Annotated in this window: 18 protein-coding genes, 2 rRNA genes and 1 pseudogene; 15 read left to right on the forward strand and 6 right to left on the reverse strand. The window is 59.1% G+C overall.

What is annotated here, in order from left to right; genetic code table 11:
* The 5 genes from AD668_RS02545 to recD form a co-directional block, all read left to right on the forward strand.
* Window positions 1-1,156 (forward strand): 23S ribosomal RNA (locus AD668_RS02545); the annotation flags it as partial.
* A 151-nt stretch (window positions 1,157-1,307) separates the two neighbouring features.
* A 5S ribosomal RNA gene (gene rrf / locus AD668_RS02550) occupies window positions 1,308-1,423 on the forward strand.
* Window positions 1,424-1,640: 217 nt separating this feature from the next.
* Window positions 1,641-5,093 carry an exodeoxyribonuclease V subunit gamma gene (gene recC, locus AD668_RS02555; RefSeq protein WP_053154218.1) on the forward strand — a complete coding sequence of 1,151 codons (3,453 nt, stop codon included), beginning with the start codon at window positions 1,641-1,643 and terminating at the stop codon, window positions 5,091-5,093.
* Window positions 5,090-8,779: an exodeoxyribonuclease V subunit beta gene (recB, locus tag AD668_RS02560; RefSeq protein WP_053154223.1), complete on the forward strand. Its 3,690-nt coding sequence runs from the start codon at window positions 5,090-5,092 to the stop codon at window positions 8,777-8,779. The genes recC and recB overlap by 4 nt, the downstream gene beginning before the upstream one ends.
* Window positions 8,776-10,866, forward strand: coding sequence for an exodeoxyribonuclease V subunit alpha (recD, locus tag AD668_RS02565; RefSeq protein ID WP_053154225.1), 2,091 nt, complete (start codon window positions 8,776-8,778; stop codon window positions 10,864-10,866). The genes recB and recD overlap by 4 nt, the downstream gene beginning before the upstream one ends.
* A 20-nt stretch (window positions 10,867-10,886) precedes the next feature.
* Here the strand turns inward: recD and AD668_RS02570 are convergent, their stop codons facing one another.
* Window positions 10,887-11,834 (reverse strand): LysR family transcriptional regulator, encoded by a 948-nt coding sequence (locus AD668_RS02570; protein WP_053154228.1) that lies wholly within the window; start codon window positions 11,832-11,834, stop codon window positions 10,887-10,889.
* A gap of 150 nt (window positions 11,835-11,984) precedes the next feature.
* Between AD668_RS02570 and AD668_RS02575 the strand changes: the two genes are divergently transcribed.
* Together AD668_RS02575 and mmsB are read left to right on the forward strand one after the other, a co-directional pair.
* Complete coding sequence (locus AD668_RS02575; RefSeq protein ID WP_053154231.1) at window positions 11,985-13,511, forward strand: CoA-acylating methylmalonate-semialdehyde dehydrogenase; 1,527 nt, start codon at window positions 11,985-11,987, stop codon at window positions 13,509-13,511.
* Between the two features lie 10 nt (window positions 13,512-13,521).
* A complete protein-coding gene (mmsB, locus tag AD668_RS02580) occupies window positions 13,522-14,409 on the forward strand; it encodes a 3-hydroxyisobutyrate dehydrogenase (protein ID WP_053154234.1) in 888 nt (295 codons plus the stop codon).
* Window positions 14,410-14,549: 140 nt separating this feature from the next.
* On the opposite strand, the gene AD668_RS02585 is transcribed toward mmsB, so the two are convergent.
* Window positions 14,550-14,894 (reverse strand): cupin domain-containing protein, encoded by a 345-nt coding sequence (locus AD668_RS02585; RefSeq protein ID WP_007900627.1) that lies wholly within the window; start codon window positions 14,892-14,894, stop codon window positions 14,550-14,552.
* 85 nt (window positions 14,895-14,979) lie between these two features.
* Window positions 14,980-15,891 (reverse strand): LysR family transcriptional regulator, encoded by a 912-nt coding sequence (locus tag AD668_RS02590; RefSeq protein ID WP_053154237.1) that lies wholly within the window; start codon window positions 15,889-15,891, stop codon window positions 14,980-14,982.
* A 197-nt stretch (window positions 15,892-16,088) separates the two neighbouring features.
* Here AD668_RS02590 and AD668_RS02595 point away from each other — a divergent pair, with 197 nt between their 5' ends.
* Window positions 16,089-16,853 (forward strand): sulfite exporter TauE/SafE family protein, encoded by a 765-nt coding sequence (locus AD668_RS02595; protein ID WP_053154240.1) that lies wholly within the window; start codon window positions 16,089-16,091, stop codon window positions 16,851-16,853.
* Here AD668_RS02595 and AD668_RS02600 read toward each other — a convergent pair.
* A complete protein-coding gene (locus AD668_RS02600) occupies window positions 16,843-17,157 on the reverse strand; it encodes a putative quinol monooxygenase (protein WP_053154243.1) in 315 nt (104 codons plus the stop codon). The two genes, AD668_RS02595 and AD668_RS02600, sit on opposite strands and share 11 nt — an antisense overlap.
* Window positions 17,158-17,319: 162 nt before the next feature.
* Here AD668_RS02600 and AD668_RS02605 point away from each other — a divergent pair, with 162 nt between their 5' ends.
* The 6 genes and pseudogenes from AD668_RS02605 to AD668_RS02630 all read left to right on the forward strand — a co-directional run bounded on the left by AD668_RS02605 (window position 17,320) and on the right by AD668_RS02630 (window position 23,100).
* Window positions 17,320-17,910 carry an NAD(P)H-dependent oxidoreductase gene (locus AD668_RS02605; RefSeq protein WP_053154246.1) on the forward strand — a complete coding sequence of 197 codons (591 nt, stop codon included), beginning with the start codon at window positions 17,320-17,322 and terminating at the stop codon, window positions 17,908-17,910.
* Window positions 17,911-18,031: 121 nt separating this feature from the next.
* Entirely contained in the window at window positions 18,032-18,943 is a 912-nt protein-coding gene (locus tag AD668_RS02610; protein WP_053154248.1) for a LysR family transcriptional regulator, read from the forward strand.
* A gap of 187 nt (window positions 18,944-19,130) precedes the next feature.
* Window positions 19,131-20,576: a SulP family inorganic anion transporter gene (locus tag AD668_RS02615; protein WP_053154251.1), complete on the forward strand. Its 1,446-nt coding sequence runs from the start codon at window positions 19,131-19,133 to the stop codon at window positions 20,574-20,576.
* A 289-nt stretch (window positions 20,577-20,865) separates the two neighbouring features.
* Window positions 20,866-21,108, forward strand: a pseudogene (locus AD668_RS02620) (MurR/RpiR family transcriptional regulator); the annotation flags it as partial.
* 1 nt (window position 21,109) lies between these two features.
* Window positions 21,110-22,567, forward strand: coding sequence for an amidohydrolase family protein (locus AD668_RS02625; RefSeq protein WP_053154254.1), 1,458 nt, complete (start codon window positions 21,110-21,112; stop codon window positions 22,565-22,567).
* A 164-nt stretch (window positions 22,568-22,731) separates the two neighbouring features.
* Window positions 22,732-23,100 (forward strand): glyoxalase superfamily protein, encoded by a 369-nt coding sequence (locus AD668_RS02630; RefSeq protein ID WP_053154258.1) that lies wholly within the window; start codon window positions 22,732-22,734, stop codon window positions 23,098-23,100.
* Between the two features lie 137 nt (window positions 23,101-23,237).
* Here the strand turns inward: AD668_RS02630 and AD668_RS02635 are convergent, their stop codons facing one another.
* Both AD668_RS02635 and AD668_RS29375 read right to left on the reverse strand, forming a co-directional pair.
* A complete protein-coding gene (locus AD668_RS02635; RefSeq protein ID WP_053154261.1) occupies window positions 23,238-25,157 on the reverse strand; it encodes a methyl-accepting chemotaxis protein in 1,920 nt (639 codons plus the stop codon).
* Window positions 25,157-25,354: a hypothetical protein gene (locus AD668_RS29375; protein WP_156322300.1), complete on the reverse strand. Its 198-nt coding sequence runs from the start codon at window positions 25,352-25,354 to the stop codon at window positions 25,157-25,159. The genes AD668_RS02635 and AD668_RS29375 overlap by 1 nt, the downstream gene beginning before the upstream one ends.
* A 63-nt stretch (window positions 25,355-25,417) precedes the next feature.
* On the opposite strand from AD668_RS29375, the gene AD668_RS02640 reads away from it, so the two are divergent.
* Window positions 25,418-26,089, forward strand: coding sequence for a histidine phosphatase family protein (locus AD668_RS02640; protein WP_053154897.1), 672 nt, complete (start codon window positions 25,418-25,420; stop codon window positions 26,087-26,089).
* Window positions 26,090-26,093: the final 4 nt, after the last annotated feature.

A 26,093-nucleotide genomic window follows, 5' to 3' on the forward strand; every position in this document is an offset into this window, starting at 1 on the left:
GGTCGAAGATACCAGGCCGCTGCGACTGTTTATTAAAAACACAGCACTCTGCAAACACGAAAGTGGACGTATAGGGTGTGACGCCTGCCCGGTGCCGGAAGGTTAATTGATGGGGTTAGCTAACGCGAAGCTCTTGATCGAAGCCCCGGTAAACGGCGGCCGTAACTATAACGGTCCTAAGGTAGCGAAATTCCTTGTCGGGTAAGTTCCGACCTGCACGAATGGCGTAACGATGGCGGCGCTGTCTCCACCCGAGACTCAGTGAAATTGAAATCGCTGTGAAGATGCAGTGTATCCGCGGCTAGACGGAAAGACCCCGTGAACCTTTACTATAGCTTTGCACTGGACTTTGAATTTGCTTGTGTAGGATAGGTGGGAGGCTTTGAAGCGTGGACGCCAGTTCGCGTGGAGCCAACCTTGAAATACCACCCTGGCAACTTTGAGGTTCTAACTCAGGTCCGTTATCCGGATCGAGGACAGTGTATGGTGGGTAGTTTGACTGGGGCGGTCTCCTCCTAAAGAGTAACGGAGGAGTACGAAGGTGCGCTCAGACCGGTCGGAAATCGGTCGTAGAGTATAAAGGCAAAAGCGCGCTTGACTGCGAGACAGACACGTCGAGCAGGTACGAAAGTAGGTCTTAGTGATCCGGTGGTTCTGTATGGAAGGGCCATCGCTCAACGGATAAAAGGTACTCCGGGGATAACAGGCTGATACCGCCCAAGAGTTCATATCGACGGCGGTGTTTGGCACCTCGATGTCGGCTCATCACATCCTGGGGCTGAAGCCGGTCCCAAGGGTATGGCTGTTCGCCATTTAAAGTGGTACGCGAGCTGGGTTTAGAACGTCGTGAGACAGTTCGGTCCCTATCTGCCGTGGACGTTTGAGATTTGAGAGGGGCTGCTCCTAGTACGAGAGGACCGGAGTGGACGAACCTCTGGTGTTCCGGTTGTCACGCCAGTGGCATTGCCGGGTAGCTATGTTCGGAATAGATAACCGCTGAAAGCATCTAAGCGGGAAACTAGCCTCAAGATGAGATCTCACTGGGACCTTGAGTCCCCTGAAGGGCCGTCGAAGACTACGACGTTGATAGGTTGGGTGTGTAAGCGCTGTGAGGCGTTGAGCTAACCAATACTAATTGCCCGTGAGGCTTGACCATATAACACCCAAGCAATTTGAGTCGAAAGGCCAGATTGCGGTGTGTGAAGACGCAATGAACCGAAAGTTCGAAATACTCACAAAACACCAAGCTATCACATCCCCAATTTGCTGAAGCGCGGCCAGCTGGCCACGATTCGGTACCCGAATTTCTTGACGACCATAGAGCATTGGAACCACCTGATCCCATCCCGAACTCAGCAGTGAAACGATGCATCGCCGATGGTAGTGTGGGGTTTCCCCATGTGAGAGTAGGTCATCGTCAAGATTAAATTCCGAAACCCCAATTGCGAAAGCAGTTGGGGTTTTGTTTTTGCGCCTTTTTTTCCTGCGCGAGCGAGCTTGCTCGCGATGGACTCAGGAGGGCTGCGTTTAGTCAGTAAGTACGCGTTACCGTTAACGACCATCGCTCGCTCCTACACATGAAGCAAGTCGCCTTCAATGCTAAAGTCGTCCCTCGATTTGCGCTTTCCAAGGAGGCCTTTATGCCGGACGCAACGTCCCTCAGTGCTGGTTTTATGGTGGTTCACGGTAACCGCCTGGACGAGTTACGCAGCCTGGTGGTGAGCTGGATGCGGCGTTACCCGCTGGCCCCCCTGGAAAATGAAATCGCCCTGGTGCAGAGCAACGGCATCGCCCAATGGCTGAAATTAGCACTGGCTGAAGACGCTGAAGATGACGACATGGGAGGCTGTGGAATTGCCGCAGCCATCGATGTGCAGTTGCCCGGCAGTTTCATGTGGCAGCTCTATCGTATGGTCCTGGGTCGAGACGAAATCCCGGTCAAGTCCTTGCTTGATAAAGCGCCGCTGACCTGGCGTCTGATGCGCCTGCTGCCGCAATTGATCAATGAACCACACTTCGAGCCGTTACAGCGCTTCTTGACCAATGACTCCGATCTGCGCAAGCGCTATCAGTTGTCTGAGCGGCTAGCGGACCTGTTCGACCAGTATCAGGTGTACCGCGCCGATTGGCTCGAAGACTGGGCAGAAGGTAGGCACCAATTGCGCAGCGGCAGAGGAGAAACCAAGCCACTGACTGCAGCCAATTGCTGGCAGGCTGAGCTGTGGCGTGCACTTCTATTGGATGTTGGTGAAGAGGGCATGGCGCAAAGCCGTGCCGGCGTCCATCAGCGGTTTATCGAGCGCATCAACAACCTCAATGATGCTCCACCAGGGTTGCCTTCACGGGTTATCGTTTTCGGCATTTCCTCACTGCCCGCTCAAGCCCTTGAAGCTCTGGCGGGGCTGGCTCGCTTCAGCCAGGTTCTGCTGTGCGTACATAACCCATGTCGTCACCATTGGGCAGACATCGTCGCCGATAAAGACCTCTTGCGGCATCAATACAAGCGTCAGGCTCGCAAGAGTGGCATGCCGGTTGTACTCGATTCCACAACGCTTCATCAGCATGCCCATCCGCTACTGGCTGCCTGGGGCAAGCAGGGACGGGACTACATCAATCTGCTGGACAGCTACGACGATCCCAACAGTTATCGCTCGGCATTTCGCGACGGTCGCATCGACCTGTTCAGCGAAAGCCAACCACTGAATATGCTCAACCAGTTGCAGGATGACATCCTGGAACTACGTCCCCTGAATGAGACTCGCGAGTTATGGCCATCTGTGAGCCTGGACGAGGACGAGTCGATCCGTTTCCACATCGCTCATAGCGCTCAGCGCGAAGTAGAGATCCTGCACGATCAACTGCTCGCGCGCTTCAGCGAAAATCCCCTGTTACGTCCTCGTGACGTGATCGTGATGGTCCCCGACATCGACAGCTATGCACCGCATATCCGTGCAGTGTTCGGTCAGCTTGAGCGACATGATCCGCGATTCATCCCCTTCACACTGGCCGATCAGGGGCAGCGTGGTCGTGATCCGTTGCTGATTGCCGTCGAACATTTGCTCAAGCTGCCGGACAGTCGTTTCCCTGTTAGCGAGATTCTTGATCTATTGGACGTTCCTGCATTACGTGCCCGCTTTGGCGTAGAGGAGCGTGACCTGCCGACCCTGCACCGCTGGATCGAAGGCGCGGGTATTCGTTGGGGCATAAACGCGCAGCAGCGTGCAGGTCTTGGCCTGCCGCAAGCGCTGGAGCAAAACAGTTGGCGTTTCGGGCTGCGGCGAATGTTGCTCGGTTACGCGGTTGGCAACGGCAGTGCCTGTGGAGAAATCGAGCCATACGACGAGATCGGTGGTCTTGATGCTGCGCTCATAGGTCCGTTGGTTGCATTGCTGGATGCACTTGAGATCGCTCACCACGAACTGGCACAACCAGCATCTCCCCAGCAATGGAGCCTGCGCTTGCAGGCATTGGTAGCGCTGTTCTTTCAGGCCAGTAATGAACACGACGACTATTTGCTGAGCCAGCTGGAAACGTTGCGCGAAGCCTGGCTTGAGAGTTGTGAATCAGTAGGACTGCTAGACGAACTGCCGCTGACCGTTGTCCGCGAAGCCTGGCTTGCCGGTCTTGATCAGGGGCGCTTGTCCCAACGCTTCTTGGCGGGAGCGGTCAATTTTTGCACCTTGATGCCCATGCGTGCGATCCCGTTCAAATTGGTTTGCCTGCTAGGCATGAATGACGGCGACTACCCGCGGGCACAGCCACCGCTGGACTTCGATCTCATGGGCAGTGATTACCGCCCCGGTGATCGCTCGCGGCGCGAAGACGACCGCTACTTGCTGCTCGAAGCGCTTTTATCCGCACGTGAGCAGCTCTATATCAGTTGGGTTGGCCGAAGTATTCGCGACAACAGTGAAAGACCCGCATCGGTGCTGATTGGCCAGCTACGGGACCACCTGGCCAGCGGCTGGCAGCTTGCCAATTCCGCGGGAGACCTGCTTGACGCGATTACCCGGGAACATCCCCTGCAACCATTCAGTGCCCGTTATTTTCACGAAGGCGATGACCTGTTCAGCTACGCCAACGAGTGGCAAGTGCTTCATCGATTGACGGAGCCAACGGTCGACATCGAGTTGCTTGGCGCCCACGTTCAGGATGAGCCGCTTACGCTCGGTCAGTTGCAGGATTTTCTGCGCAACCCCGTGCGACACTTCTTCAGTCAGCGGCTGAAAGTGTTTTTCGAGGCTGCCGAAGCGCCTCTCGCCGATGAGGAGCCCTTTGTCCTTGATGCCTTGCAACGCTACAGCCTGAGTGACCGTTTGCTTGAAGCCGCAATGGCAGACCTGGATGACACCGATCAGGCGTTGCATCTGCAGGCCCGGCGTCTTCAGAACAGTGGATTGCTGCCAATGGCGGGCTTTGGTGAATGCCTCCAGCGAGAGTTGATTGAGCCGTTGCCGGATTTGCTGCAACGCTACCAACAACTCCTGGCGCTATGGCCAACTCCGCTGACCAGCGCATTACCGGTAAGTCTGTCGTCGCATGCCTTGCGCATTGAGGGGTGGCTCAGTGGTCTGCATCAACGGGCAGACGGTGGTTTGCTGTCTGTGACCACAATCCCCAACAGCATCGGTTCGATCAAGTCCCGCAAATGGCATCGTCTGACTCGGCCGTGGGTCAATCATCTGGTTGCTTGCGCCAGCGGTCTGTCGATGACCACCGCGTTGGTGGCCAGTGATGACAGTCTGGTACTCGCTCCAATGCAGGTGGAGTCAGCACAACGAATACTGGAAGACCTGTTGCTCGCTTGGCAATCGGGCATGCGTCAGCCACTTCCGATCGCGATCAAAACCGCTTTTGCCTGGTTGGGTCAGACCGATAGGGTCAAAGCCGAAGCAGCCGCTCGAAAAGCCTATGAAGGTGATGGATTGACTACCAATGGAGAGCGACGTGAAAGCCTCGCGCTTGCTCGACAGTTTGCCGATTACGACGCGTTGACCGCCGACGAGACGTTTTTCGACTGGTGCGACGCTCTGTATCGACCGTTGCTCGAAGCCTCTTGGCGTTCATTGTCCAGCGACGAGGCCCGCCCATGACCACCAAGACACCGCTGGCCCTGGCATTTCCGCTGCGCGGCAGCCAGTTGATCGAAGCCAGCGCCGGCACCGGCAAGACTTTCACGATCTCTGCGCTCTACCTGCGCCTGGTCCTCGGCCATGGCGGGGAGTCCAATGGTTTCGGACGTGAGCTGTTACCTCCGCAAATCCTCGTTGTGACGTTTACCGACGCTGCCACCAAAGAACTGCGCGAGCGCATTCGCACGCGACTGGCTGAAGCCGCACGATTCTTTCGCGATGAAACCCCCGCTCCGGATGCACTGATAGGCGAACTGCGTGATCAATATCCGGCCGAGCTCTGGCCAGGCTGTGCAAATCGCCTCGACATCGCCGCGCAATGGATGGACGAAGCAGCCGTGTCGACCATTCACAGTTGGTGTCAGCGCATGTTGCGCGAACACGCGTTCGACAGTGGAAGTCTGTTCACCCAGACACTGGAAACCGATCACAGCGATCTGCTCGGCGAAGTGCTGCGCGACTATTGGCGATTGTTTTGCTACCCCATGCAAGGCGATGCCCTGAGCTGGGTGCGCGGCAACTGGGGCGGGCCGGCTGCTTTGCTGCCGCGAATTCGAGGACTGTTTTCCAGTGAGCGGGACACCTTAGCCGGTAAAGAGCCCGCAACGTTGATCAGCGAATGTTTGCAGGAACGACGAGCCGCATTGCTTGAGCTCAAGCAGCCCTGGTGTCGATGGGCCGACGAGTTGTTGGCGATCTGTCACGAAGGTGTCGCCAGCAAAAGTGTCGACGGACGCAAGATGCAGGTCCGTTACTTCGAATCATGGTTTGAAAAAATCAAAGCCTGGGCTGAAGACGAAACCATCGAGCAACTGGATATCGGTACCGGCTTCACGCGTCTTACACCCGACGGTATGGCCGAGGCCTGGAAGAAGGGTGAAGTGCCCAGCCATCCTGGTCTGGATGCCATGTCCGGTCTGAAAGCCAGTCTCGACAGTTTGCCGACGCCCGATGCCGCCGTATTGCAACACGCTGCCCATTGGGTTGGTGCGCGGTTCGAGGAGGAAAAGCGTCGCCGTGCCGAAATGGGTTTTGACGACATGCTGCTGCGCCTCGACGCGGCATTGCAGTCCGACGGTGGTGAGCGACTGGCGACCTTGATCCGCGAACAGTTCCCGGTCGCGCTGATCGATGAGTTCCAGGACACCGACCCGGTGCAATACCGAATCTTCGAAAGCATCTACCGCGTTGAGGACAACAATCCAGAAAGCGGTCTGTTCCTGATCGGCGACCCGAAACAGGCGATCTACGCCTTCCGCGGTGCCGACATCTACACCTACCTTCGCGCCCGTCAGGCAACCACCGGGCGCCTGCATACATTGGGCACCAACTTCCGCTCCAGCCACGGCATGGTCGATGCCGTGAACCATGTGTTTGAGTATGCCGAGTGTCGCGAGTCCGGACGCGGAGCTTTCCTGTTTCGCGAGAAAGACGGTGATAACCCTGTCCCGTTCCTGCCGGTCGATTCGCAGGGGCGCAAAGAAGTTCTGCAGATCAACCATCAGTGCGTCCCCGCGCTGAATATCTGGCACTTGCCCGCCGAGCAACCGTTGTCCGGTGCGGTGTATCGAAAGCAACTTGCCGCGGCGTGTGCCAGTGAAATCACGGCATTGCTCAACGGTGGACAACAAGGTCGAGCGGGCTTCCTGCGTGACAACGAATTCAAAGGCCTGATGCCCGCGGACATCGCGATCCTTGTCCGAGATGGCAAGGAGGCGCAGGCCGTGCGCGCAGAGCTGGCTGCCCGAGGCGTGCGCAGTGTTTATCTGTCGGACAAGGATTCAGTGTTCGCCGCGCAGGAAGCTCACGACGTTCTCACGTGGTTGAAGGCCTGTGCCGAGCCGGATGTCGAGCGACCGCTGCGCGCCGCATTGGCCAGCCTCACGTTGAACCTGTCGCTGGCAGAGTTGGAGCAGTTGAACCAGGACGAACTGGCCTGGGAAGCGCGGGTCATGCAGTTTCGCGGATATCGTGAGCTGTGGCGCAAGCAGGGTGTCTTGCCGATGCTGCGCCGCCTGCTGCACGACTTTCGGTTGCCCCAGTCATTGATCGCCCGCAACGATGGCGAGCGGGTGTTGACCAACCTTTTGCACCTGTCCGAGTTGCTGCAGCAGGCTGCCGCTGAACTGGATGGAGAGCAGGCGTTGATACGGCATCTCTGCGAGCATCTGGCGTTGTCCGGTCAGGCCGGCGAAGAGCAGATACTGCGGCTGGAAAGCGATGAGCAACTGGTCAAGGTGGTGACCATTCACAAGTCCAAAGGACTTGAGTATCCCTTGGTGTTCCTGCCGTTCATTTGTTCGGCGAAACCGGTGGATGGCAGTCGCCTGCCGTTGCATTACCACGACGCCACGGGCAAGGCTCAAGTGACGTTGAGCCCGACGCCCGAGTTGATCGCCCTGGCCGACGACGAACGTCTGGCCGAAGATCTGCGCTTGCTCTATGTGGCACTGACCCGGGCGCAGCATGCGTGCTGGTTGGGGGTGACCGATCTCAAGCGCGGCAATAACCACAACTCGGTGCTGCACCTGTCGGCATTGGGTTATCTGTTGGGCGGCGGCGCTTCACTGGGCGAATCGGCGGGGCTGAGTATCTGGTTGCGAGACCTGCAACAGGACTGTCCGGCGATAGGTTGCAGTGACCTGCCAGAAGCCAGTGCCGAGCTTTACCATCCGCCGCAGAACACGGCGGCGTTGCTGGCCCCGTTGATTCCCAAGCGCAAGGCCAGTGAAAACTGGTGGATCGCCTCCTACAGTGCCTTGCGCATAGGTGACAGTCTGAGTATCGGCAGCGATGAGGCGCCCGAGAGCCCGCAGGCCCAGAAACTCTTTGACGACGAACGTCTCGATCCACAGGCTCCCCGGGAGATGATCGCTGGCGGTGCCGATATCCATCGATTCCCGCGTGGTCCGAATCCCGGTACTTTTCTCCATGGTTTGCTCGAGTGGGCGGGTAACGAAGGTTTTTGCGCCACGCCCAAAGCCGTGGAAGACGCTATCGCCCGCCGCTGTAATCGCCGTGGCTGGGAAGGCTGGATTACCACGCTCAGTGACTGGTTGCAGCATCTGCTCAAGTCCGCACTGCCTGTTGGTAGCGGGCAGGCTCCCGTGGTTCTTGAAGAGTTGAGTCAGTACCAGGTCGAGATGGAGTTCTGGTTTGCCAGCCACAAAGTCGACGTGCTCAAGCTCGATGCATTGGTCTGCCAATACACCCATGACGGCGTGGTCCGTGTGGCGGCCGAACCGGTGATGCTCAATGGGATGTTCAAGGGTTTTATCGATCTGACCTTCGAGCACGACGGCCGCTATTATGTCGCCGACTACAAGTCCAATTGGCTCGGCGTCGATGACGGAGCCTATACCGCGCAGGCGATGGAGCAGTCTGTTCTCGACAACCGATATGACCTGCAATACGTGCTGTACCTTCTGGCTTTGCATCGCCAACTCAAGGCCCGGCTTGCCGATTACGACTACGACCGACATGTCGGAGGTGCGTTGTACCTGTTCCTGCGGGGGTCGCGGGCGCCGAGCCAGGGTGCGTATTTCGCCCGACCGCCAAGGGAGTTGATCGAACAACTGGACCGGCTGTTCCAGGGTAAACCGCAACCCAAGGCCGAACCCGCCTGGGAACAGGGAGTATTGCTATGAGCCGCACTTTCGCCGACGTGCTGACGGTTGCCGACAGCCTTGTAGATATCAAACCTTTGGATCGCGCCGACGATTTGCTGAGATTGCTCACACGCTGGGTCGAGCGAGGCTGGCTGCGGTCGCTGGACAAAGCTTTCGTTGCCTTTCTCCATGAGCTGGCTCCCGATGATGACCCGTTGGTGTTGCTGGCGGCAGCGTTGACCAGTCACCAATTGGGTCACGGCCATGTCTGCCTGGATCTGTTCGAAACACTCAAAGAGCCGGACTTCGCGTTGTCGTTGCCTCCGGAAGGTGATCAGCAGAGTGGCGTGATGTTGCTTCCGTCGCAGTTGCTGGAGGCCGTGGACGGCGGGCATTGGTGCAAGGTGCTGGCATCCAGCAGTCTGGTTGCATTGGCGGCAGACCCGCGTGAAGCGGTACAGCAGCGGCCGTTGGTCTTGTCAGGAAAACGCCTGTATTTGCGCCGCTATTGGACCTACGAGCGACGCATCGACAACTTGCTGCGTGAGCGCCTGGCCGCGCACGAAGCGACGCCGAGTGATCTCTTGCAGCGCCTCACCGAGCTGTTCGGTCCGGCCAGGACCGGTGAGGTCATCGACTGGCAGAAACTGGCTTGCGCACTGGCGACCCGAGGTGCTTTCAGCATCGTGACCGGCGGTCCGGGGACCGGCAAGACCACGACGGTCGTGCGCTTGCTGGCTCTACTTCAGGCACCTGCTGTGGAAGCTGGCAAGCCGCTGCGTATTCGCCTCGCTGCACCGACCGGAAAAGCGGCGGCGCGCCTCACCGAGTCGATCAGCCAGCAGGTCAGAACGCTGAAGGTCACGCAAGCCATACGCGATAAAATCCCGTCGGACGTTACCACCGTTCACCGTTTGCTCGGCAGCCGTCCCGGGACGCGACATTTTCGCCATCACGCCGCCAATCGTTTGCCACTGGATGTATTGGTGGTGGACGAAGCCTCGATGATCGACCTGGAAATGATGGCCAATTTGCTCGATGCGCTGCCGCCTCACGCCCGTCTGGTGTTGTTGGGTGACAAGGATCAGTTGGCGTCGGTGGAGGCCGGTGCCGTGCTCGGGGATCTGTGTCGCGATGCCGAGGGCGGTTGGTACAGTCCGCAGACGCGTCAGTGGCTGGAGGCCGTCAGCGGCGAAAACCTCGAGGCCAGCGGGTTGCACGAAGATACCCTCAATGTTCATCCGCTGGCCCAGCAAGTGGTAATGCTGCGTCACTCGCGGCGATTCGGCGAAGGCAGCGGAATTGGCCAGTTGGCCCGATGGGTCAACCAGCAGCAGCCCGAAGAGGCCCGCAGATTGTTGGCGGCACGCAGCCACGAGGACGTGTTTTGCCTGTCCCTGAAGAATGAGCAGGATCGCGCGCTGGAGCGCTTGTTGCTCGACGGCCATGGTGAAGGGCCGCAAGGTTATCGCCATTATTTGAACGTGCTGCGCAATCAGCGGCCAGCACTCGATAGCCCGCTGGAAGATTCGTGCTGGACCGAGTGGGCGCGCCAAGTCCTGCAGGCCTTCGACGCATTTCAGTTGTTGTGTGCCGTGCGCAAAGGGCCATGGGGCGTGGAGGGCTTGAACCAGCGAGTGGCCGGAGCATTGCTCAAGGCGCGGCTGATTGACAGTGACCAGCAGTGGTATGAGGGTCGTCCCGTGCTGATGACGCGTAATGATTATGGTCTGGGTTTGATGAACGGCGACATCGGCATTGCGCTCAAACTGCCTGAGCGCGAGGGTTCCCAAGCAGGCAAGCCTGTCTTGCGGGTGGCCTTTGCGCGTAACGATGGGCAGGGCGGTGTTCGTTTTGTTCTGCCAAGTCGGCTCAACGATGTTGAAACCGTGTATGCCATGACCGTGCACAAATCCCAGGGATCGGAATTTGCCCACACCGCGTTGATCCTGCCGGATGCCCTGAACCCGGTGCTCACCAAGGAACTGATCTACACCGGGATCACCCGGGCCAAGGACTGGTTCACCTTGATTGAACCGCGCTCCGGGGTTTTTGAAGAGGCGGTGCGGCGCAAGGTCAAGCGTTTGAGCGGCTTGATGCTGGAGTTGAAGGAAGGGGACGGCTGACAGCCCTTGTGCTGGCCAGATCAGTCGGCGAACCGAATCTCCCGGCTCTCACCCATCAACAGTGCCTGATTACGCTCGGTCACCTCCCGGATGTAATCCCACAGCAGGGTAATCCGCTTGAGCTTGCGCAGGTCCTCGCGGCAGTACATCCAGAACTGCCGGGTGATGTTGATCTCCTGCGGCAATACCGGCAGCAAACGCGGATCCTGGGCGGCGAGGAAGCAGGGCAGGATCGCCAGTGAGCGGCCCTGCTGCGCCGCCACGAACTGCGCGATCACGCTGGTACTGCGCAAGTTGGCGCTGGCACCGGGCAAGACGTTTGCCAGATACAGCAGCTCCGAGCTGAACGCCAGATCGTCGACGTAGCTGATAAACGAATGTTTGGCCAAGTCGGTGGATCGGCTGATCGGTGGGTGGTTGTCGAGATAGTCCTGGGTCGCGTACAGCTGCAATCGGTAGTCGCACAGTTTGCAGCAGACGTATGGACCATGCTCCGGGCGCTCCAGGGCGATGACGATGTCGGCCTCGCGCTTGGACAGGCTGATGAAGTGCGGCAGCGGCAGGATATCCACCGAGATCGCCGGGTAGGTGTCGATGAAGTGGCTCAGCTGCGGCGTGATGAAAAACGTGCCGAAGCCTTCGGTGCAGCCCATGCGCACGTGGCCCGATAGCGCCACGCCGGAGCCGGACACCTGCTCGCACGCCATGTGCAGGGTGCTTTCAATCGACTCCGCGTAACCCATCAACCGTTGGCCTTCGGCGGTCAGGACGAAGCCGCTGGTCCGGGACTTCTCGAACAGCAAAGTGCCCAGTGCGGCCTCCAGCGAACTGATGCGCCGAGACACGGTGGTGTAGTCGACCGCCAGGCGCTTGGCGGCAGTGCTGGCCTTGCGGGTGCGGGCGACTTCCAGAAAAAACTTGAGGTCATCCCAGTTCAGTGAACCGAGGGAGGTGATGTTTTTTTGCATGTTGGACCGGTTTTTATGTGCGTTCTTATTAGAAGTTTGCACATCTATACTCCAAAAACAGTCCGTTAACCAATTCGCGGCACACGCCTCATCTCAAGGCGACTTTCTCGCCTTGGCTCCCCTGATAACAACAACGTCCAGGTGACCCACATGAACGCATCGCTTACGCCCAACGACACTACCGTACAAAAGGTCAAATTGTTGATCGACGGCGAGTGGGTCGAGTCCAGATCCACCGAGTGGCACGACATCATCAACCCGGCGACCCAGCAAGTGCTGGCCAAAGTGCCGTTTGCAACCGCCGACGAAGTCGACGCGGCCATCAGCGCCGCCCATCGCGCCTTCCAGACCTGGAAACTCACGCCCATCGGTGCGCGGATGCGCATCATGCTCAAGCTCCAGGCGCTGATTCGCGAGCACTCCAAGCGCATCGCCGTGGTGCTGAGCGCCGAACAGGGCAAAACCATTGCCGACGCGGAAGGCGACATTTTCCGTGGGCTGGAAGTGGTCGAGCACGCTTGCTCCATCGGCAGCCTGCAAATGGGCGAGTTCGCCGAAAACGTCGCTGGCGGCGTCGACACCTACACCCTGCGCCAGCCCATCGGCGTATGCGCCGGCATCACACCGTTCAACTTCCCGGCGATGATTCCGCTGTGGATGTTCCCGATGGCCATCGCCTGCGGTAATACCTTCGTACTCAAGCCGTCCGAACAGGACCCGATGTCGACCATGCTGCTGGTGGAACTGGCCATCGAGGCCGGCGTTCCGGCCGGTGTGCTCAACGTCGTGCACGGCGGCAAGGACGTGGTGGACGCACTCTGCACCCACAAGGACATCAAGGCTGTGTCCTTCGTCGGCTCGACTGCGGTCGGTACGCACGTTTACGACCTGGCCGGTAAGCACGGCAAGCGCGTGCAATCGATGATGGGCGCCAAGAACCACGCCGTGGTGCTGCCGGACGCCAATCGCGAACAAGCGCTGAATGCATTGGTGGGTGCCGGTTTTGGTGCTGCCGGTCAACGTTGCATGGCTACTTCGGTAGTGGTGTTGGTCGGCGCGGCCAAGCAATGGCTGCCTGATCTGAAAGCGCTGGCACAGAAACTCAAAGTGAATGCGGGCAGCGAGGCGGGTACCGACGTCGGTCCGGTGATCTCGAAAAAAGCCAAGGCGCGGATTCTTGATCTGATCGAAAGCGGCATCAAGGAAGGCGCCAAACTGGAACTGGACGGTCGTGAGATTTCGGTTCCCGGCTACGAGAAGGGTAACTTTGTCGGCCCGACCCTGTTCTCCGGCGTGACCACCGATATGCAGATCTACACCCAGGAAATCTTCGGCCCGGTGCTGGTGGTGCTGGAAGTCGCGACGCTCGATGAGGCGATTGCCATGGTCAACGCCAACCCGTTCGGCAACGGCACGGGCCTGTTCACCCAGAGCGGTGCGGCAGCGCGTAAATTCCAGAGTGAAATCGACGTCGGCCAGGTCGGTATCAACATCCCGATTCCGGTGCCGGTGCCGTTCTTCAGCTTCACCGGTTCCCGTGGTTCCAAGCTTGGCGACCTCGGTCCGTATGGCAAGCAAGTGGTGCAGTTCTACACTCAGACCAAGACTGTCACCAGCCGCTGGTTCGATGACGACAGCGTCAATGACGGTGTGAATACCACCATCAACCTGCGATAAGGAGCCGGACATGAAAATCGCTTTTATCGGTCTCGGCAACATGGGCGCGCCGATGGCGCGCAACCTGATCAAGGCCGGCCATTCCTTGCGCCTGGTCGACCTGAACAAAACCGTGCTGGCAGAGCTTGAACAACTGGGCGGCAGCATCAGCGCGTCGGCCCGGGAAGCGGCAGAGGGCGCGGAACTGGTGATCACCATGCTGCCCGCCGCCGTTCACGTGCGCAGCGTCTGGTTGGGTGAGGACGGTGTGCTCGCGGGTATCGGAAAAGGCGTGCCGGCCGTGGATTGCAGCACTATCGATCCGCAGACTGCACGCGATGTGGCGGCTGCCGCTGCCAAACAGGGTGTGGCCATGGCCGATGCACCGGTTTCCGGTGGCACGGGTGGTGCGGCGGCCGGGACGTTGACCTTCATGGTCGGCGCTTCCCCGGAACTGTTCGCCACGCTGCAACCGGTACTCGCACAAATGGGCCGCAACATCGTTCATTGCGGGGAGGTCGGCACCGGGCAAATCGCTAAAATCTGCAACAACCTGCTGCTGGGGATTTCCATGGTCGGCGTCAGCGAAGCCATGGCACTTGGCGATGCATTGGGCATCGACACCAAGGTGCTGGCGGGGATCATCAACAGCTCCACCGGGCGTTGCTGGAGTTCGGAAATGTACAACCCGTGGCCGGGCATCGTCGAAACGGCGCCCGCCTCGCGCGGTTACACCGGTGGTTTCGGTGCCGAGCTGATGCTCAAGGATCTGGGGCTGGCGACCGAAGCGGCGCGCCAGGCACACCAGCCGGTGGTGCTGGGTGCGGTGGCTCAGCAGTTGTATCAGGCGATGAGCTTGCGCGGGGAGGGAGGTCAGGATTTCTCGGCGATCATCAACGGCTATCGTAAGCCGCAGTAAAGGATATTTCCGGGAATCCGCGTCGGGCGGGTTTCCGGTTTTTTATCTGGCAGAAAGAAAAGATCGCAGCCTTCGGCAGCTCCTACGGGGTGCATACATTCCCCTGTAGGAGCTGCCGAAGGCTGCGATCTTTTGCTTTATCAGGCAAACACGAAATATTTGCGCACGGTCTCCACCACTTCCCACGTGCCTTTCATTCCCGGCTCGATGACAAAAATATCCCCGGCGCGCAGGTGGATCGGGGCCATGCCTTCGGGTGTGATGATGCAGTAGCCTTCCTGGAAGTGGCAGTACTCCCACTTCACGTATTCCACGTACCACTTGCCCGGCGTGCAGATCCAGGTGCCCATGATCTTGCTGCCGTCTTCGCTGGTATAGGCGTTGAGGTTGACGGTGTGCGGGTCGCCTTCGAGCTTTTCCCATTTGCAGGCATCGAGAACGGGCAGCGGGTGAGTGTCGCGAAGAACGGTGATCGGTGCGGTCATGATGACTCCGGGCAGTGGGTGCTGGAACTGAAGTCGCACCCTATAGCGCGGGTCTGCTCAGCAGTTGTCTGTGCTCGACACTGAGCTATCCAGAAACGCAGTGAGCCGGGGTTGCGGGCAGTGTCAGGACATCCAGCAATGCCTTGGCGTAAGGGGCAAGCGTCGTGAAGTCTCGTGCGCAGAGTAAAAGTTTTCGCTGCGCCCAAGGCTCTTGCAGGGTTATTTGCTTCAGCGCAGATTCACCGAGCCAACGTTCGATGGCTGCAACCGGCACGATCCCAAGCCCGGCTCCCCGGGCCACCATGCGCATGACCCCTTCGAACCCATCGGCACGGATACGGATCTGCAGGCGCAACCCGGCGTGCAGTGCCTGTTCCTCCAGGTACACGGCCAGTGCACTGTTGGCGTTCAGGCCGATGTAGTCGTGATGCAGGGTGTCGGTGAAGCTCAGGGGCGCGGTGTTTGCGAGTGGGTGATCCCGGGGCATGATCAGTACCAGCGGATCGGCGCGAAACGGGCGGGTTTGCAAGTCATGGGTGTCTACCGCGTCCGAGACAATGCCGAGCTCCGCCGCACCCTGGCGCAAGGCATGAGTGATGCGCGTGCTGGGTAGCTCTTGCAGGTCGATGTCGAGGTTGGGATGGTCGCGCAGGAAATCCGCGAGCAGCTCCGGGAGGTACTCGGTGATCGCTGTGGTGTTGCACAGCAATCGAACCTGGCCTTTGACACCCTTGGCGTATTCGGCCAGCTCTTGTTGCATGCGATCGGCCTGTTGCAACAGCACTCGCGCATGTTGTGTCAGGGCATTACCCGCTGAAGTCGGACTGACACCGCGCCGATTGCGCTCGAGAAGCGCGATACCCAAGGATGCTTCCATTGCACGGATCCGCGCGCTGGCCGCCGCCAGGGATAAATGACTGCGGGCGGCGCCCGCGGTGATGTTGCCGGTCTCGAGGATGTTCAGATAGAGGCGAAGGTCGGTCAGGTCGAAGTGCATCGGCAGCCTCAAGTTCGTTGTTGGACGGACCGGCAACTTCGCTGGCAAGCCAGTACCTGCAGGCGATCAAATCCAGGAACTGGCTTGCCAGCGAAGACGTCATTAGCCGCGATACTATTTCAGTCTCTGTATAAACAAGAGGCAGCCTCAGTATATGGCAGATTTTCAACCGTCCCGGCCGGGCTCACCATAGTCCCATGAATACACTCGCATCCTTCTACCAAAACCTCGGTCTGGCCCTGTCACTGCTGGTGATCGTGACTTTCCTCCTGGCCGGCATGGTCAAAGGTGTGATCGGCCTTGGCCTGCCGACCATCGCCATGGGGCTGCTTGGTCTGGCTATGGCTCCGTCGCAGGCTGCGGCGTTGTTGATCATTCCCGCGACCTTGACCAACCTCTGGCAACTGGCTTTCGGTGGGCATCTGCCGGGGCTGCTCAAACGGTTGTGGCCGATGTTGCTGGCGATCTTCATCGGCACCGCGGCAGGCACCTTGTGGATCGGCATGGCCGATGGACATTGGATGGTGCGGGGATTGGGCGCGGCGTTGTTGCTCTATGCGTTGAGCGGATTGTTCCTGCCTTTACTGCGTGTCAGTGAACGCAATGAAGGATGGCTCGGGCCGTTGTGCGGCGTGCTGACCGGCGTCATCACCTCGGCCACGGGTGTGTTCGTGATTCCGGCGGTGCCGTATCTGCAAGCCCTGGGTTTGAGCAAGGATGAGCAGGTGCAGGCCCTCGGCCTCTCGTTCACCGTCTCGACCCTGGCGCTCGCGGGTGGGCTGTTATGGCGCGGCGAACTCGGTGGGGGCGAGTTGAGTGCATCAATGCTGGCGCTGATCCCGGCCATGCTGGGCATGTGGCTGGGACAATCGCTGCGCCAGCGAATCAGCGCCGTGTTGTTCAAGCGCGTATTTTTTCTAGGCCTGGCCTTGCTTGGTGGCCATTTGCTTGTCAGCGGCTAGCGGACGACGGGCTGATCATTTCGATGGCGCGGATCTCGAAGTCCCGTTCCAGGTACTCATCGCGCTGATCCAGAAACTGTTTCATGTGCGGCAGATTCGAGTGCACATCGAGATGGGCCTGGGATTGCCAGATCTCATAAAAGATGAACAGCGACGGGTCCTGTTTGTCCCGCAGCATGTGGTATTCGATGCAGCCGGGCTCGGCGCGACTCGCTTCTACATAACGACTGAAAAACGTTTCAAAAGCGTCGGATTTTTCCGGGCGGGTCTTGGCGTGCAGGATAAAGCCTTGGATTTCACTCATCAAAAAATCACCTTGAACTCAGAATTGACCAAATTCTAAGTCAATAATAAACAGTTGATTCGTGCGTATTGGTCAAATGAGTTTTGCCGCTTCGCCGCTTACTCCGCGTGAGTCGGATCGATATTCTGCCGCCATCGAATTCAACTCTTCCCGAGATCCCCCATGAAAAAAGTCCTGTTACTCAACGGCGGCAAAAAATTCGCCCACTCCGATGGCCGCTACAACACCACCCTGCATGAAGCCGCTTTGAGCGTTCTGGATCGTGGCGGTGTTGATATCAAAACCACCTTTATCGACGAAGGCTATGACATCGCCGAAGAAGTGGCCAAGTTCCTCTGGGCCGATGTGATCATTTACCAGATGCCCGGATGGTGGATGGGCGCGCCGTGGACCGTGAAGAAGTACATCGATGAAGTCTTCACCGAAGGTCATGGCAGCCTTTACGCCAGCGACGGCCGCACACGTTCGGATGCTTCGCAGAAGTACGGCAGCGGGGGCCTGATCCACGGCAAGCAATACATGCTGTCGCTGACCTGGAACGCACCGCAGCAAGCCTTCGACGACCCGGCTGACTTCTTCGAAGCCAAGGGTGTAGACGCGGTGTACTTTCCGTTCCACAAGGCCAACGAATTCCTCGGCATGACCCGTTTGCCGACATTCCTGTGTGTCGATGTGATGAAACGCCCGAACATTGACGCCGATGTGGTCCGTTACGAGCAGCATTTGACCGAGGTGTTTGGTCTCAAGGCCTGACACTCGGCTACTATCCGGTGCAACGGCTGAAAAGATCGCAGCCTTCGGCAACTCCTGCAGGTGTCGATCCGTTGTGACTGCCGAAGGCTGCGATCTTGCCGATCCGGGAAAGAGGACACACGTGAAAGCCAGATCCGATGAGTTGCAGATTTTCGTCTGCGTGATTGAGTGCGGATCGATTTCTGCAGCGGCCGAACAGGTCGGGCAAACACCCTCGGCGGTCAGCCGTACGCTGTCGCGGCTGGAAGCCAAACTCGATACCACGCTGATCAACCGCACCACGCGACGCATGGACCTGACCGAGGAGGGCAAGTATTTCTTCGAGCACGCCAAGCTGATTCTCGATCAGATGGATGAGCTCGAAGAGCGCCTGACCTCACGCCAGCAAACGCCGTCCGGACGCTTGCGGATCAACGCCGCGTCACCGTTCATGCTGCACGCCATCGTGCCCTACGTCGCTGAATTCCGCCGGCTCTACCCGGACATCCAGCTCGAACTCAACAGCAACGACCTGATCATCGATCTGCTGGAGCAAAGCACCGACATCGCCATCCGCATTGGCACCCTGACCGATTCCACGTTGCACGCCAGATCTCTGGGCTGCAGCCCGCTGCACATTGTCGCCAGCCCGGCCTATCTGGAAAATCACGGTAGCCCAACGGCGGTGGCGGATCTTGCCGAACATACTTTGCTGGGCTTCACCCAGAACGAAGGCCTGAACCAATGGCCGCTGCGTTATGTCCATGGCGACCGCTGGCCGATCCAGGCTTCGCTCAGCGCTTCCAGCGGTGAGACCATTCGCCATTTGGCGTTGGAGGGGCAGGGCATTGCCTGCCTGTCGCATTACATGACTATCGAAGACATTCGTGCCGGACGACTGAAAGTGCTGCTGGCGGAATTCAACAGCGGTTATCGCCAGCCAATTAACGCGGTGTATTACCGCAACTCGCAATTGGCGCTGCGGATTCAATGTTTCCTGGACTTTATCCAGGGAAAATTGGCGGCGTATGCGTCGGCAGATTTCAGTGGTTGATTTTAATTTCGCTTGAGACCGCGTCATCGTTCATCGCGGGCAAGCCACGCTCCCACAGGAACTCGCGTTCTTTGTAGGAGCGAGCTTGCTCGCGATGGCGTTTCCAGGGTCTCAACAACTGGCCGGGTCGCCCACGATTCCGTAACATCCGCACACTCTTTTCGCGACTTCCTGCATGCGGTCTTCCATGAAACCAAAACGTCTACGCGCCGATGTCCTGGCCGGGCTCACCACGTCTTTCGCCCTATTGCCCGAATGCATCGCCTTCGCGCTGGTGGCTCATCTCAATCCGCTGATGGGGCTTTACGGGGCATTCATCATCTGCACGCTGACCGCGCTGTTCGGTGGCCGACCGGGCATGGTGTCCGGTGCTGCCGGATCAATGGCGGTGGTAATCGTCGCGCTGGTGGTGCAGCACGGTGTGGAGTATCTGCTGGCGACGGTGTTGTTGGGTGGGGTGATCATGATGGCGTTCGGGCTGCTCAAGCTCGGCAAGCTGGTGCGGATGGTGCCGCACCCGGTGATGCTCGGTTTCGTCAACGGCCTGGCGATCATTATTGCGCTGGCGCAACTGGAACACTTCAAGAACGGTGAGACCTGGCTGAGCGGAACACCGCTGTACATGATGCTCGGCCTGGTTGCCGTGACCATGGCCATCGTCTACGTACTGCCACGCCTGACCCGCACGGTGCCGCCGGCACTGGTGGCGATTCTCGGCGTGGGGCTGGCGGTGTATCTGCTCGGCTTGCCGACCCGAACCCTGGGCGACATGGCGCACATTGCCGGTGGCTTGCCGACCCTGGCGCTGCCGGATATTCCGTGGAACCTGGAGACCCTGCACATCATCGCACCCTACGCGATCCTGATGGCGCTGGTCGGCTTGCTGGAAACCCTGCTGACCCTGAACCTCACCGATGAAATCACCGAGAGCCGCGGCTATCCGGATCGCGAATGCGTGGCGCTGGGCGCCGCAAACATGGTGTCCGGTGCGTTCGGCGGCATGGGCGGTTGCGCCATGATCGGCCAGACCGTGATCAACCTCAGTTCCGGTGGTCGCGGGCGGGTGTCCGGCGTGGTGGCCGGGGTGTCGATTCTGTTGTTCATCCTGTTTCTGTCGCCTTTGATCGAGCGCATTCCCCTCGCTGCGCTGGTCGGGGTGATGTTCGTGGTGTCGCAGCAGACATTTGCCTGGGCGTCGTTGCGCGTGCTGAACAAAGTTCCGGTGAACGATGTACTGGTGATCATCGCGGTGACGGTGATTACAGTATTCACCGATCTGGCGACTGCCGTGCTCTGCGGGATCATCATCGCGGCGCTGAACTTTGCCTGGCAGCAGGCGCGGCAGTTGTACGCCGACAGCCATCTGGAAAACGACGGCAGCAAGCTTTACCGCCTCCATGGCACGCTGTTCTTTGCCTCGACAACCCCCTTCCTCAACCAGTTCGACCCGGCCAACGACCCGGCACAAGTGACGCTCGATTGCCGTCACCTGAGCTTCGTCGACTACTCGGCCATCGCCGCGCTGGACACCTTGCGCGAGCGCTACACCAAGGCTGGCAAACACCTGCGGGTGTTGGGGTTGTCCGAGCGCTGCAAGAAGCTGTTGAAGCGCGCCCGGGTCCATCACGACTGAAACAGATCAGGGGCAGGCGCGATGAAAATCCGCCTGCCGGATTTTCATTATTCGCGACACGCCATACCGCTGAGCGACCTCGCATATCTCTGCACGAAAATTACTTTCACCTCGTTTGAAAGTCGCGCCTCGACATGTTTTTAGAGTTTCACAAACCATTCGACGTGATCCTTTCGAGGAGTACCGCATGAGCCCGTCCTTAGGCTATTGGCTGCTGGTGTATGCCGCCGTTGCCATCATCGCGCTGATCGTTCTGATCGCCCGTTACCGGCTCAATCCGTTCATTGTCATCACCGGTACCGATTCCCCGCTGACGCAATTGGCCGACACTGTCCTGCCCCTGCAAACTGCCGAGACCTCGTTCATCTACAAACCGACCGCCGCACGCTACGGCATACTGCTGGCCATCGACGTGCTTGCCACCGAGCTGGCACTGGCCAATCCTGAAGACAATCAAGAACGTTTGCGGCGGATCAAACTCGCCCTCGACGATTACCGCGGCGGCGACGATCACTTGCCGCTGGGAGACTGACATGCAGTACGACACGCTGATTCGCAATGCCCTGATCATCGACGGCAGCAACAGTCCCGGCTATCGCGCCGACGTAGCCATTCTGAACGGGCGAATCGAGCGCATTGGCGAGTTGCACAATGCCCATGCGGCGCAAGAAATTGATGCTGGCGGCCAGGTGCTGGCGCCGGGTTTCATCGACGTGCATACCCACGACGATACGGTGGTGATTCGCCAACCGCAGATGCTGCCCAAGCTCAGTCAGGGTGTGACCACGGTGATTGTCGGCAATTGCGGGATCAGCGCTTCGCCGGTCAGTCTGCGCGGCGATCCGCCGGACCCGATGAACCTGCTCGGCACGGCCGCGGCGTTTGTTTACCCGACATTTCGAGACTACCGTGCGGCGGTCGAAGCAGCGAACACCACGCTGAACGTCGCCGCGCTGGTCGGTCATACCGCGTTGCGCAGCAATCACCTCGACGACTTGTTCCGCACCGCCACCGCCGATGAGATCACGGCGATGCGCGAACAGCTGCGCGCGAGTCTGGAAGCGGGTGCGTTGGGCCTGTCCACCGGCCTTGCCTACGCCAGTGCCTTCTCGGCCTCCACCGATGAAGTGATGCAACTGACCGAAGAGCTGACGGCGTTCGGCGCGGTGTACACCACGCACCTGCGCAGTGAGTTCGAACCGGTGCTGGAAGCCATGGACGAAGCGTTCCAGATCGGCCGTCACGCCAAATCCCCGGTGATCATTTCCCACCTCAAATGCGCCGGCGCCGGTAACTGGGGCCGAAGTCCGCAACTGCTGGCGTCCCTGGAGGAGGCGGCGAAAACCCATCCAGTGGGCTGTGACTGTTATCCCTATGCGGCGAGTTCTTCGACGCTGGATCTCAAACAAGTCACCGATGCCCACCGCATCACCATCACATGGTCCACGCCGCATCCGGAGATGGGCGGTCGAGACCTGATGGACATCGCTGCGCAATGGAACCGGTCACTGCTCGATACCGGCCGCCAACTGCAACCGGCTGGCGCGGTGTACTACGGGATGGACGAGGCGGATGTGCGAAGAATCCTCGCGCATCCGTTGTCGATGGTCGGTTCCGACGGTTTGCCGGAAGACCCGTTTCCGCATCCTCGGTTGTGGGGTGCATTCCCTCGGGTGCTTGGACATTTCAGCCGCGATGTAGGGCTGTTCCCGCTGCACACCGCCGTCCACAAGATGACCGGTTTGTCGGCGGCGCGATTCGGTTTGAAGCACAGAGGCGAGATCCGCGAAGGTTTTTGGGCTGACCTGGTATTGTTCGACCCGGCGACCGTTCGTGATGTCGCGGATTTCAATGATCCGCAACGGGCGGCGCAAGGTATCGAAGGGGTGTGGGTAAACGGTGTCCTGAGTTACCGCGACGGTCAGGCCAATGGTCGCAGGGAAGGGCGGTTCCTGGCACGGGAAGGGGATTTGCGCGAAGGCTTCCTGTGACGTTTGAGTGGTGTGTCACAGTGGTGGCATTTTGAGACTAAAGAATGGCATGTTCGGGCCGAAGGAGTGTTATCAAACCCGACTACCATTGCTGATCGTTTACATGTTTTGCAGGAGCGGGCCTGCTCGCTCCTGCAGGTCTTTCATTGTCTGGGAGCAACTCGATGAGCTTCGGTAAAACCACTCCGATCCTGCGTATTTTCGACGAAGCCAAGGCTGTGGAGTTCTACGTCGATTTCCTGGGTTTCAAGATCGACTGGCAGCACCGCTTCGAAGCCAACTTCCCGCTGTATTTACAGGTTTCCCGTGGTGATTGCGTGCTGCATCTGTCAGAACACCATGGCGACTGCTCGCCGGGTTCGGCACTGCGCATCGAAACCGATGAACTGGAAGCCTTCCAGCAGCAACTGCTGGCCAAAGCATACAAATTTGCCCACCCACAGATTCAGGCCATGCCGTGGGGCAGCCAGGACATGACCATCAGCGATCCATTTGGTAACCGGTTGGTGTTTACCAATGCGATCAGTGTTTGAGAGTGCAGTAAAAACTGCGTCTCGTGATCTTGTCTTCTATCCGATCGCAATCGCGGGCAATCCCGCTCCTACAGGTTCAGCGCAACCCTGTGCGAGCTTGCCCGCGATTGGTTTTATGATTCAGCGTTGAGCTGACGTCAAACCCGGAAATGACTCACCATCATCTGCAACTGATTCCCCAACCGTGCCAGTTCAACACTGGACGCAGCCGTTTCATCGCTGGCGGCGGCGGTCTGTTCCGACACGTCGCGTACGTTGATGATGCTGCGGCTGATCTCTTCGGCGACGGCGCTTTGCTGCTCCGCGGCGGCGGCGATCTGCTGGTTCATCGACTGGATGTTGGACACCGTGCGGGTAATGTTTTCCAGTGACACGCCGGCCTTGCGGGTCAGGGCCACGCTGCTGTCGGTGAGGGTGCGGCTGTTGTTCATCACCGCCGACACCTGTTGAGTGCCGTTTTGCAGGGCAGCCACCAGGCCTTCGATTTCCTCGGTGGATTTTTGCGTGCGCTGGGCAAGGCCCCGGACCTCGTCGGCCACCACCGCAAAACCACGACCGGCCTCACCGGCGCGGGCCGCTTCAATCGCGGCGTTGAGTGCCAGCAAATTGGTCTGTTCGGCCACGGCCTTGATCACGTCCATGACGCTGCCGATCTTGTCGCTTTCCTGTTGCAGCACGCTCATGGCATCGGTGGAACGCACCACTTCGCTGGCCAGCCGCTCGATCTGGGCGATGGCTTCGTTCACCACTTTGTCACCCTCGCGGGCTTCGCCATCGGCTGCCGCGGCGGCTTGCGAGGCTTCTTCGGCGTTGCGCGCGACTTCCTGCACAGTGGCCGTCATCTCGTGCATGGCAGTGGCGACCTGATCTGTCTCGACCTTTTGGCTGTTGACTCCGGCGCTGGTCTGCTCGGTCACGGCGGAAAGCTCTTCGGCGGCGCTGGCGATCTGGGTGACGCCGTCGCGGATACCGCTGATCAGGTCGCGCAGGGTCACGCCCATGCGTGCGATGCCTTGCTGCAATACACCCAGTTCGTCGCGACGGGTGACCTGGATGTTCTGGGACAGGTCGCCGCTGGCGATGCGGTCGACCACGGCCAGGGTTTCGCGCAACGGGCGGGTGATCTGACGGGTGATCAACACGGCGGCTATGATGCCCACGAGCAACGCCAGCAACGTGCTGATCACTTGCAGGGTGCGTGCCTGGGCGCTTTCGATGTCACGGCGGTCGACCTGGATCTGGTATAGCTGATCGCTCAGGGACACGATGGCAGCGCCCTGATCGGTCATTTCCTGGCGAGCCTGTACCGCATCGGTGTTGGCGGCTTTGTACGCCTGCAAGGCGCTGCGGTAGTTACCGAGCGCAGCTTCCAGTTGACGCAGGGCGTCTCGCTGGGTGTCGGCGAAATGCACGTTGAGGGGGCTCAGACTGGCGATGGCCGCATTCAGTTGGCCAACGGCTTTTTGCTCAGTCTCGGTGTTGGTGGTCGCGGTGTAGCCTCGCACTTCGTAGCGCGCGAGCAGGAACGCTTCCCTGGCGGCGGTAATAGCCTGGAATTGTTCGAAGCGCTGGTCACTCGGCGGCATCTGTTGCACGCGGGTGTTGATGTCGTTGATCAGACTGTTGGCGGCTTCGGCATTGGCGGCCATGGCGTCGCGAGCGCTGTTGCCGCTGCGGTAGGCGTTGCGCATCTTGGCCAGGGACGTCTTGTAGGCGTCGATGACCGTGCCTTGCTCTTTCAGTCGCTTGAGGTTTTCCGGGCTCTTGAATTTCTCCAACAGCGCTTGTTGCTGGGCGGAAAAGGCTTCGAGAGTGGTCTGCACGTTTTGTGCGGCGGTTTCGTCGCCATTGGTCAGCATGTATTGCAGACGAACCACGCGCAATTTGGTCAGGCCGGCGTTGAGCTGGGTGATGTCGCTCATCCAGTTGCTGCGGTCAATCAGACCGCCCAGGCTGGTCCAGCCGGTAAGGGCGAGGACGCAGGTCAGTGCCAGGACCAGGCCGAATCCCAGGCCCAGTTTCATGTTCACGCTGATGTTGCCAAACCAGCTATTCATCAAATTCCTCCAGGAACGTGGTGCTTCTTTATCGTCGGTTGGCTGGAAGATTGTTTTTTTTGAAAGCCAGCAAGGTGTGTAGCAGCTTGTATCGGCAGCATTCCCCGGAGCTGAAAGGTTTTTGCAGGACGGATTCTGTAACAAGGTTTTTGCTGGGCTTTTAAGCTTTTTTTCACATGGCTTTCACCCTCAGCCAATGCAGGCCTCTCTAATCTCGCGTCATCAAAAGACAGCGTTGTATGCCGGTGAGGCGGCTTGATGTGGAATTGAGACTGAGTTTTTTCGGGGTTTCCCGCTCAATCGATCTGAGCCGTTTTGCCCGCTATCGCAATGCAGCGGTGGTGCTGGCGTCAGCTGTGCTGGTGATTCCATTGACCCTGTTTTTACTGCGACCCGCCGCTGTGCCGGACTTGGCCCACGGTAACGTGGCGGGTGCTCAAGCGCTGATGGCGGGATGGGCCAAGGGCGACATGATCGTGCTGGTGCGCCACGTCGAACGTTGCGATCACTCCAAAGCCGCCTGTTTGAGCGGAAACGATGGCATTACCGATCGCTCCCGCAGCATTGCAGTGAGTGTCGGAGCGCGGTTCGAACGGCTGGGCCTGGCACGTGCCGATATCTACAACAGTCCGATCCTGCGTACGGCGCAAACGGCGGGCTTCATGTTCAACAAGGTCGATGTTGGCGAGGATTGGTTGATCAATTGCAAGGGCACGATGTTGCGGGACGCATTGGCGCACAAGGTGGCCGGGCGCAACCTGATTCTGGTGACACACAGCGAATGCATGGCGCAATTGCAAAAAGACCTCAAGTGGGCGTCTTCGACACCGGGTTACGGAGCCTCATTGTTTATCTCCGCCGCAAACCCGCAGGCACCGCACATGTTGGGGGTCATCGAAGCTTCGGATTGGCGCTCGCTTACCACGAAATGAATTC

It is taken from the genome of Pseudomonas sp. P1.8 (genome assembly GCF_001269805.1).
GTDB lineage: Bacteria > Pseudomonadota > Gammaproteobacteria > Pseudomonadales > Pseudomonadaceae > Aquipseudomonas.

Bases quoted from the DNA above. Each gene is read 5' to 3' on its own strand.
- AD668_RS02600 (WP_053154243.1), bottom strand. From the start codon at position 17,157: ATGAGTGAAATCCAAGGCTTTATCCTGCACGCCAAGACCCGCCCGGAA.
- AD668_RS02615 (WP_053154251.1), top strand. From the start codon at position 19,131: ATGAAACCAAAACGTCTACGCGCCGATGTCCTGGCCGGGCTCACCACG.
- AD668_RS02575 (WP_053154231.1), top strand. From the start codon at position 11,985: ATGAACGCATCGCTTACGCCCAACGACACTACCGTACAAAAGGTCAAA.
- AD668_RS02605 (WP_053154246.1), top strand. From the start codon at position 17,320: ATGAAAAAAGTCCTGTTACTCAACGGCGGCAAAAAATTCGCCCACTCC.
- AD668_RS02635 (WP_053154261.1), bottom strand. From the start codon at position 25,157: ATGAATAGCTGGTTTGGCAACATCAGCGTGAACATGAAACTGGGCCTG.
- AD668_RS02595 (WP_053154240.1), top strand. From the start codon at position 16,089: ATGAATACACTCGCATCCTTCTACCAAAACCTCGGTCTGGCCCTGTCA.
- AD668_RS02585 (WP_007900627.1), bottom strand. From the start codon at position 14,894: ATGACCGCACCGATCACCGTTCTTCGCGACACTCACCCGCTGCCCGTT.
- recB (WP_053154223.1), top strand. From the start codon at position 5,090: ATGACCACCAAGACACCGCTGGCCCTGGCATTTCCGCTGCGCGGCAGC.
- mmsB (WP_053154234.1), top strand. From the start codon at position 13,522: ATGAAAATCGCTTTTATCGGTCTCGGCAACATGGGCGCGCCGATGGCG.
- AD668_RS02625 (WP_053154254.1), top strand. From the start codon at position 21,110: ATGCAGTACGACACGCTGATTCGCAATGCCCTGATCATCGACGGCAGC.
- recD (WP_053154225.1), top strand. From the start codon at position 8,776: ATGAGCCGCACTTTCGCCGACGTGCTGACGGTTGCCGACAGCCTTGTA.
- recC (WP_053154218.1), top strand. From the start codon at position 1,641: ATGCCGGACGCAACGTCCCTCAGTGCTGGTTTTATGGTGGTTCACGGT.
- AD668_RS02590 (WP_053154237.1), bottom strand. From the start codon at position 15,891: ATGCACTTCGACCTGACCGACCTTCGCCTCTATCTGAACATCCTCGAG.
- AD668_RS02630 (WP_053154258.1), top strand. From the start codon at position 22,732: ATGAGCTTCGGTAAAACCACTCCGATCCTGCGTATTTTCGACGAAGCC.
- AD668_RS02570 (WP_053154228.1), bottom strand. From the start codon at position 11,834: ATGCAAAAAAACATCACCTCCCTCGGTTCACTGAACTGGGATGACCTC.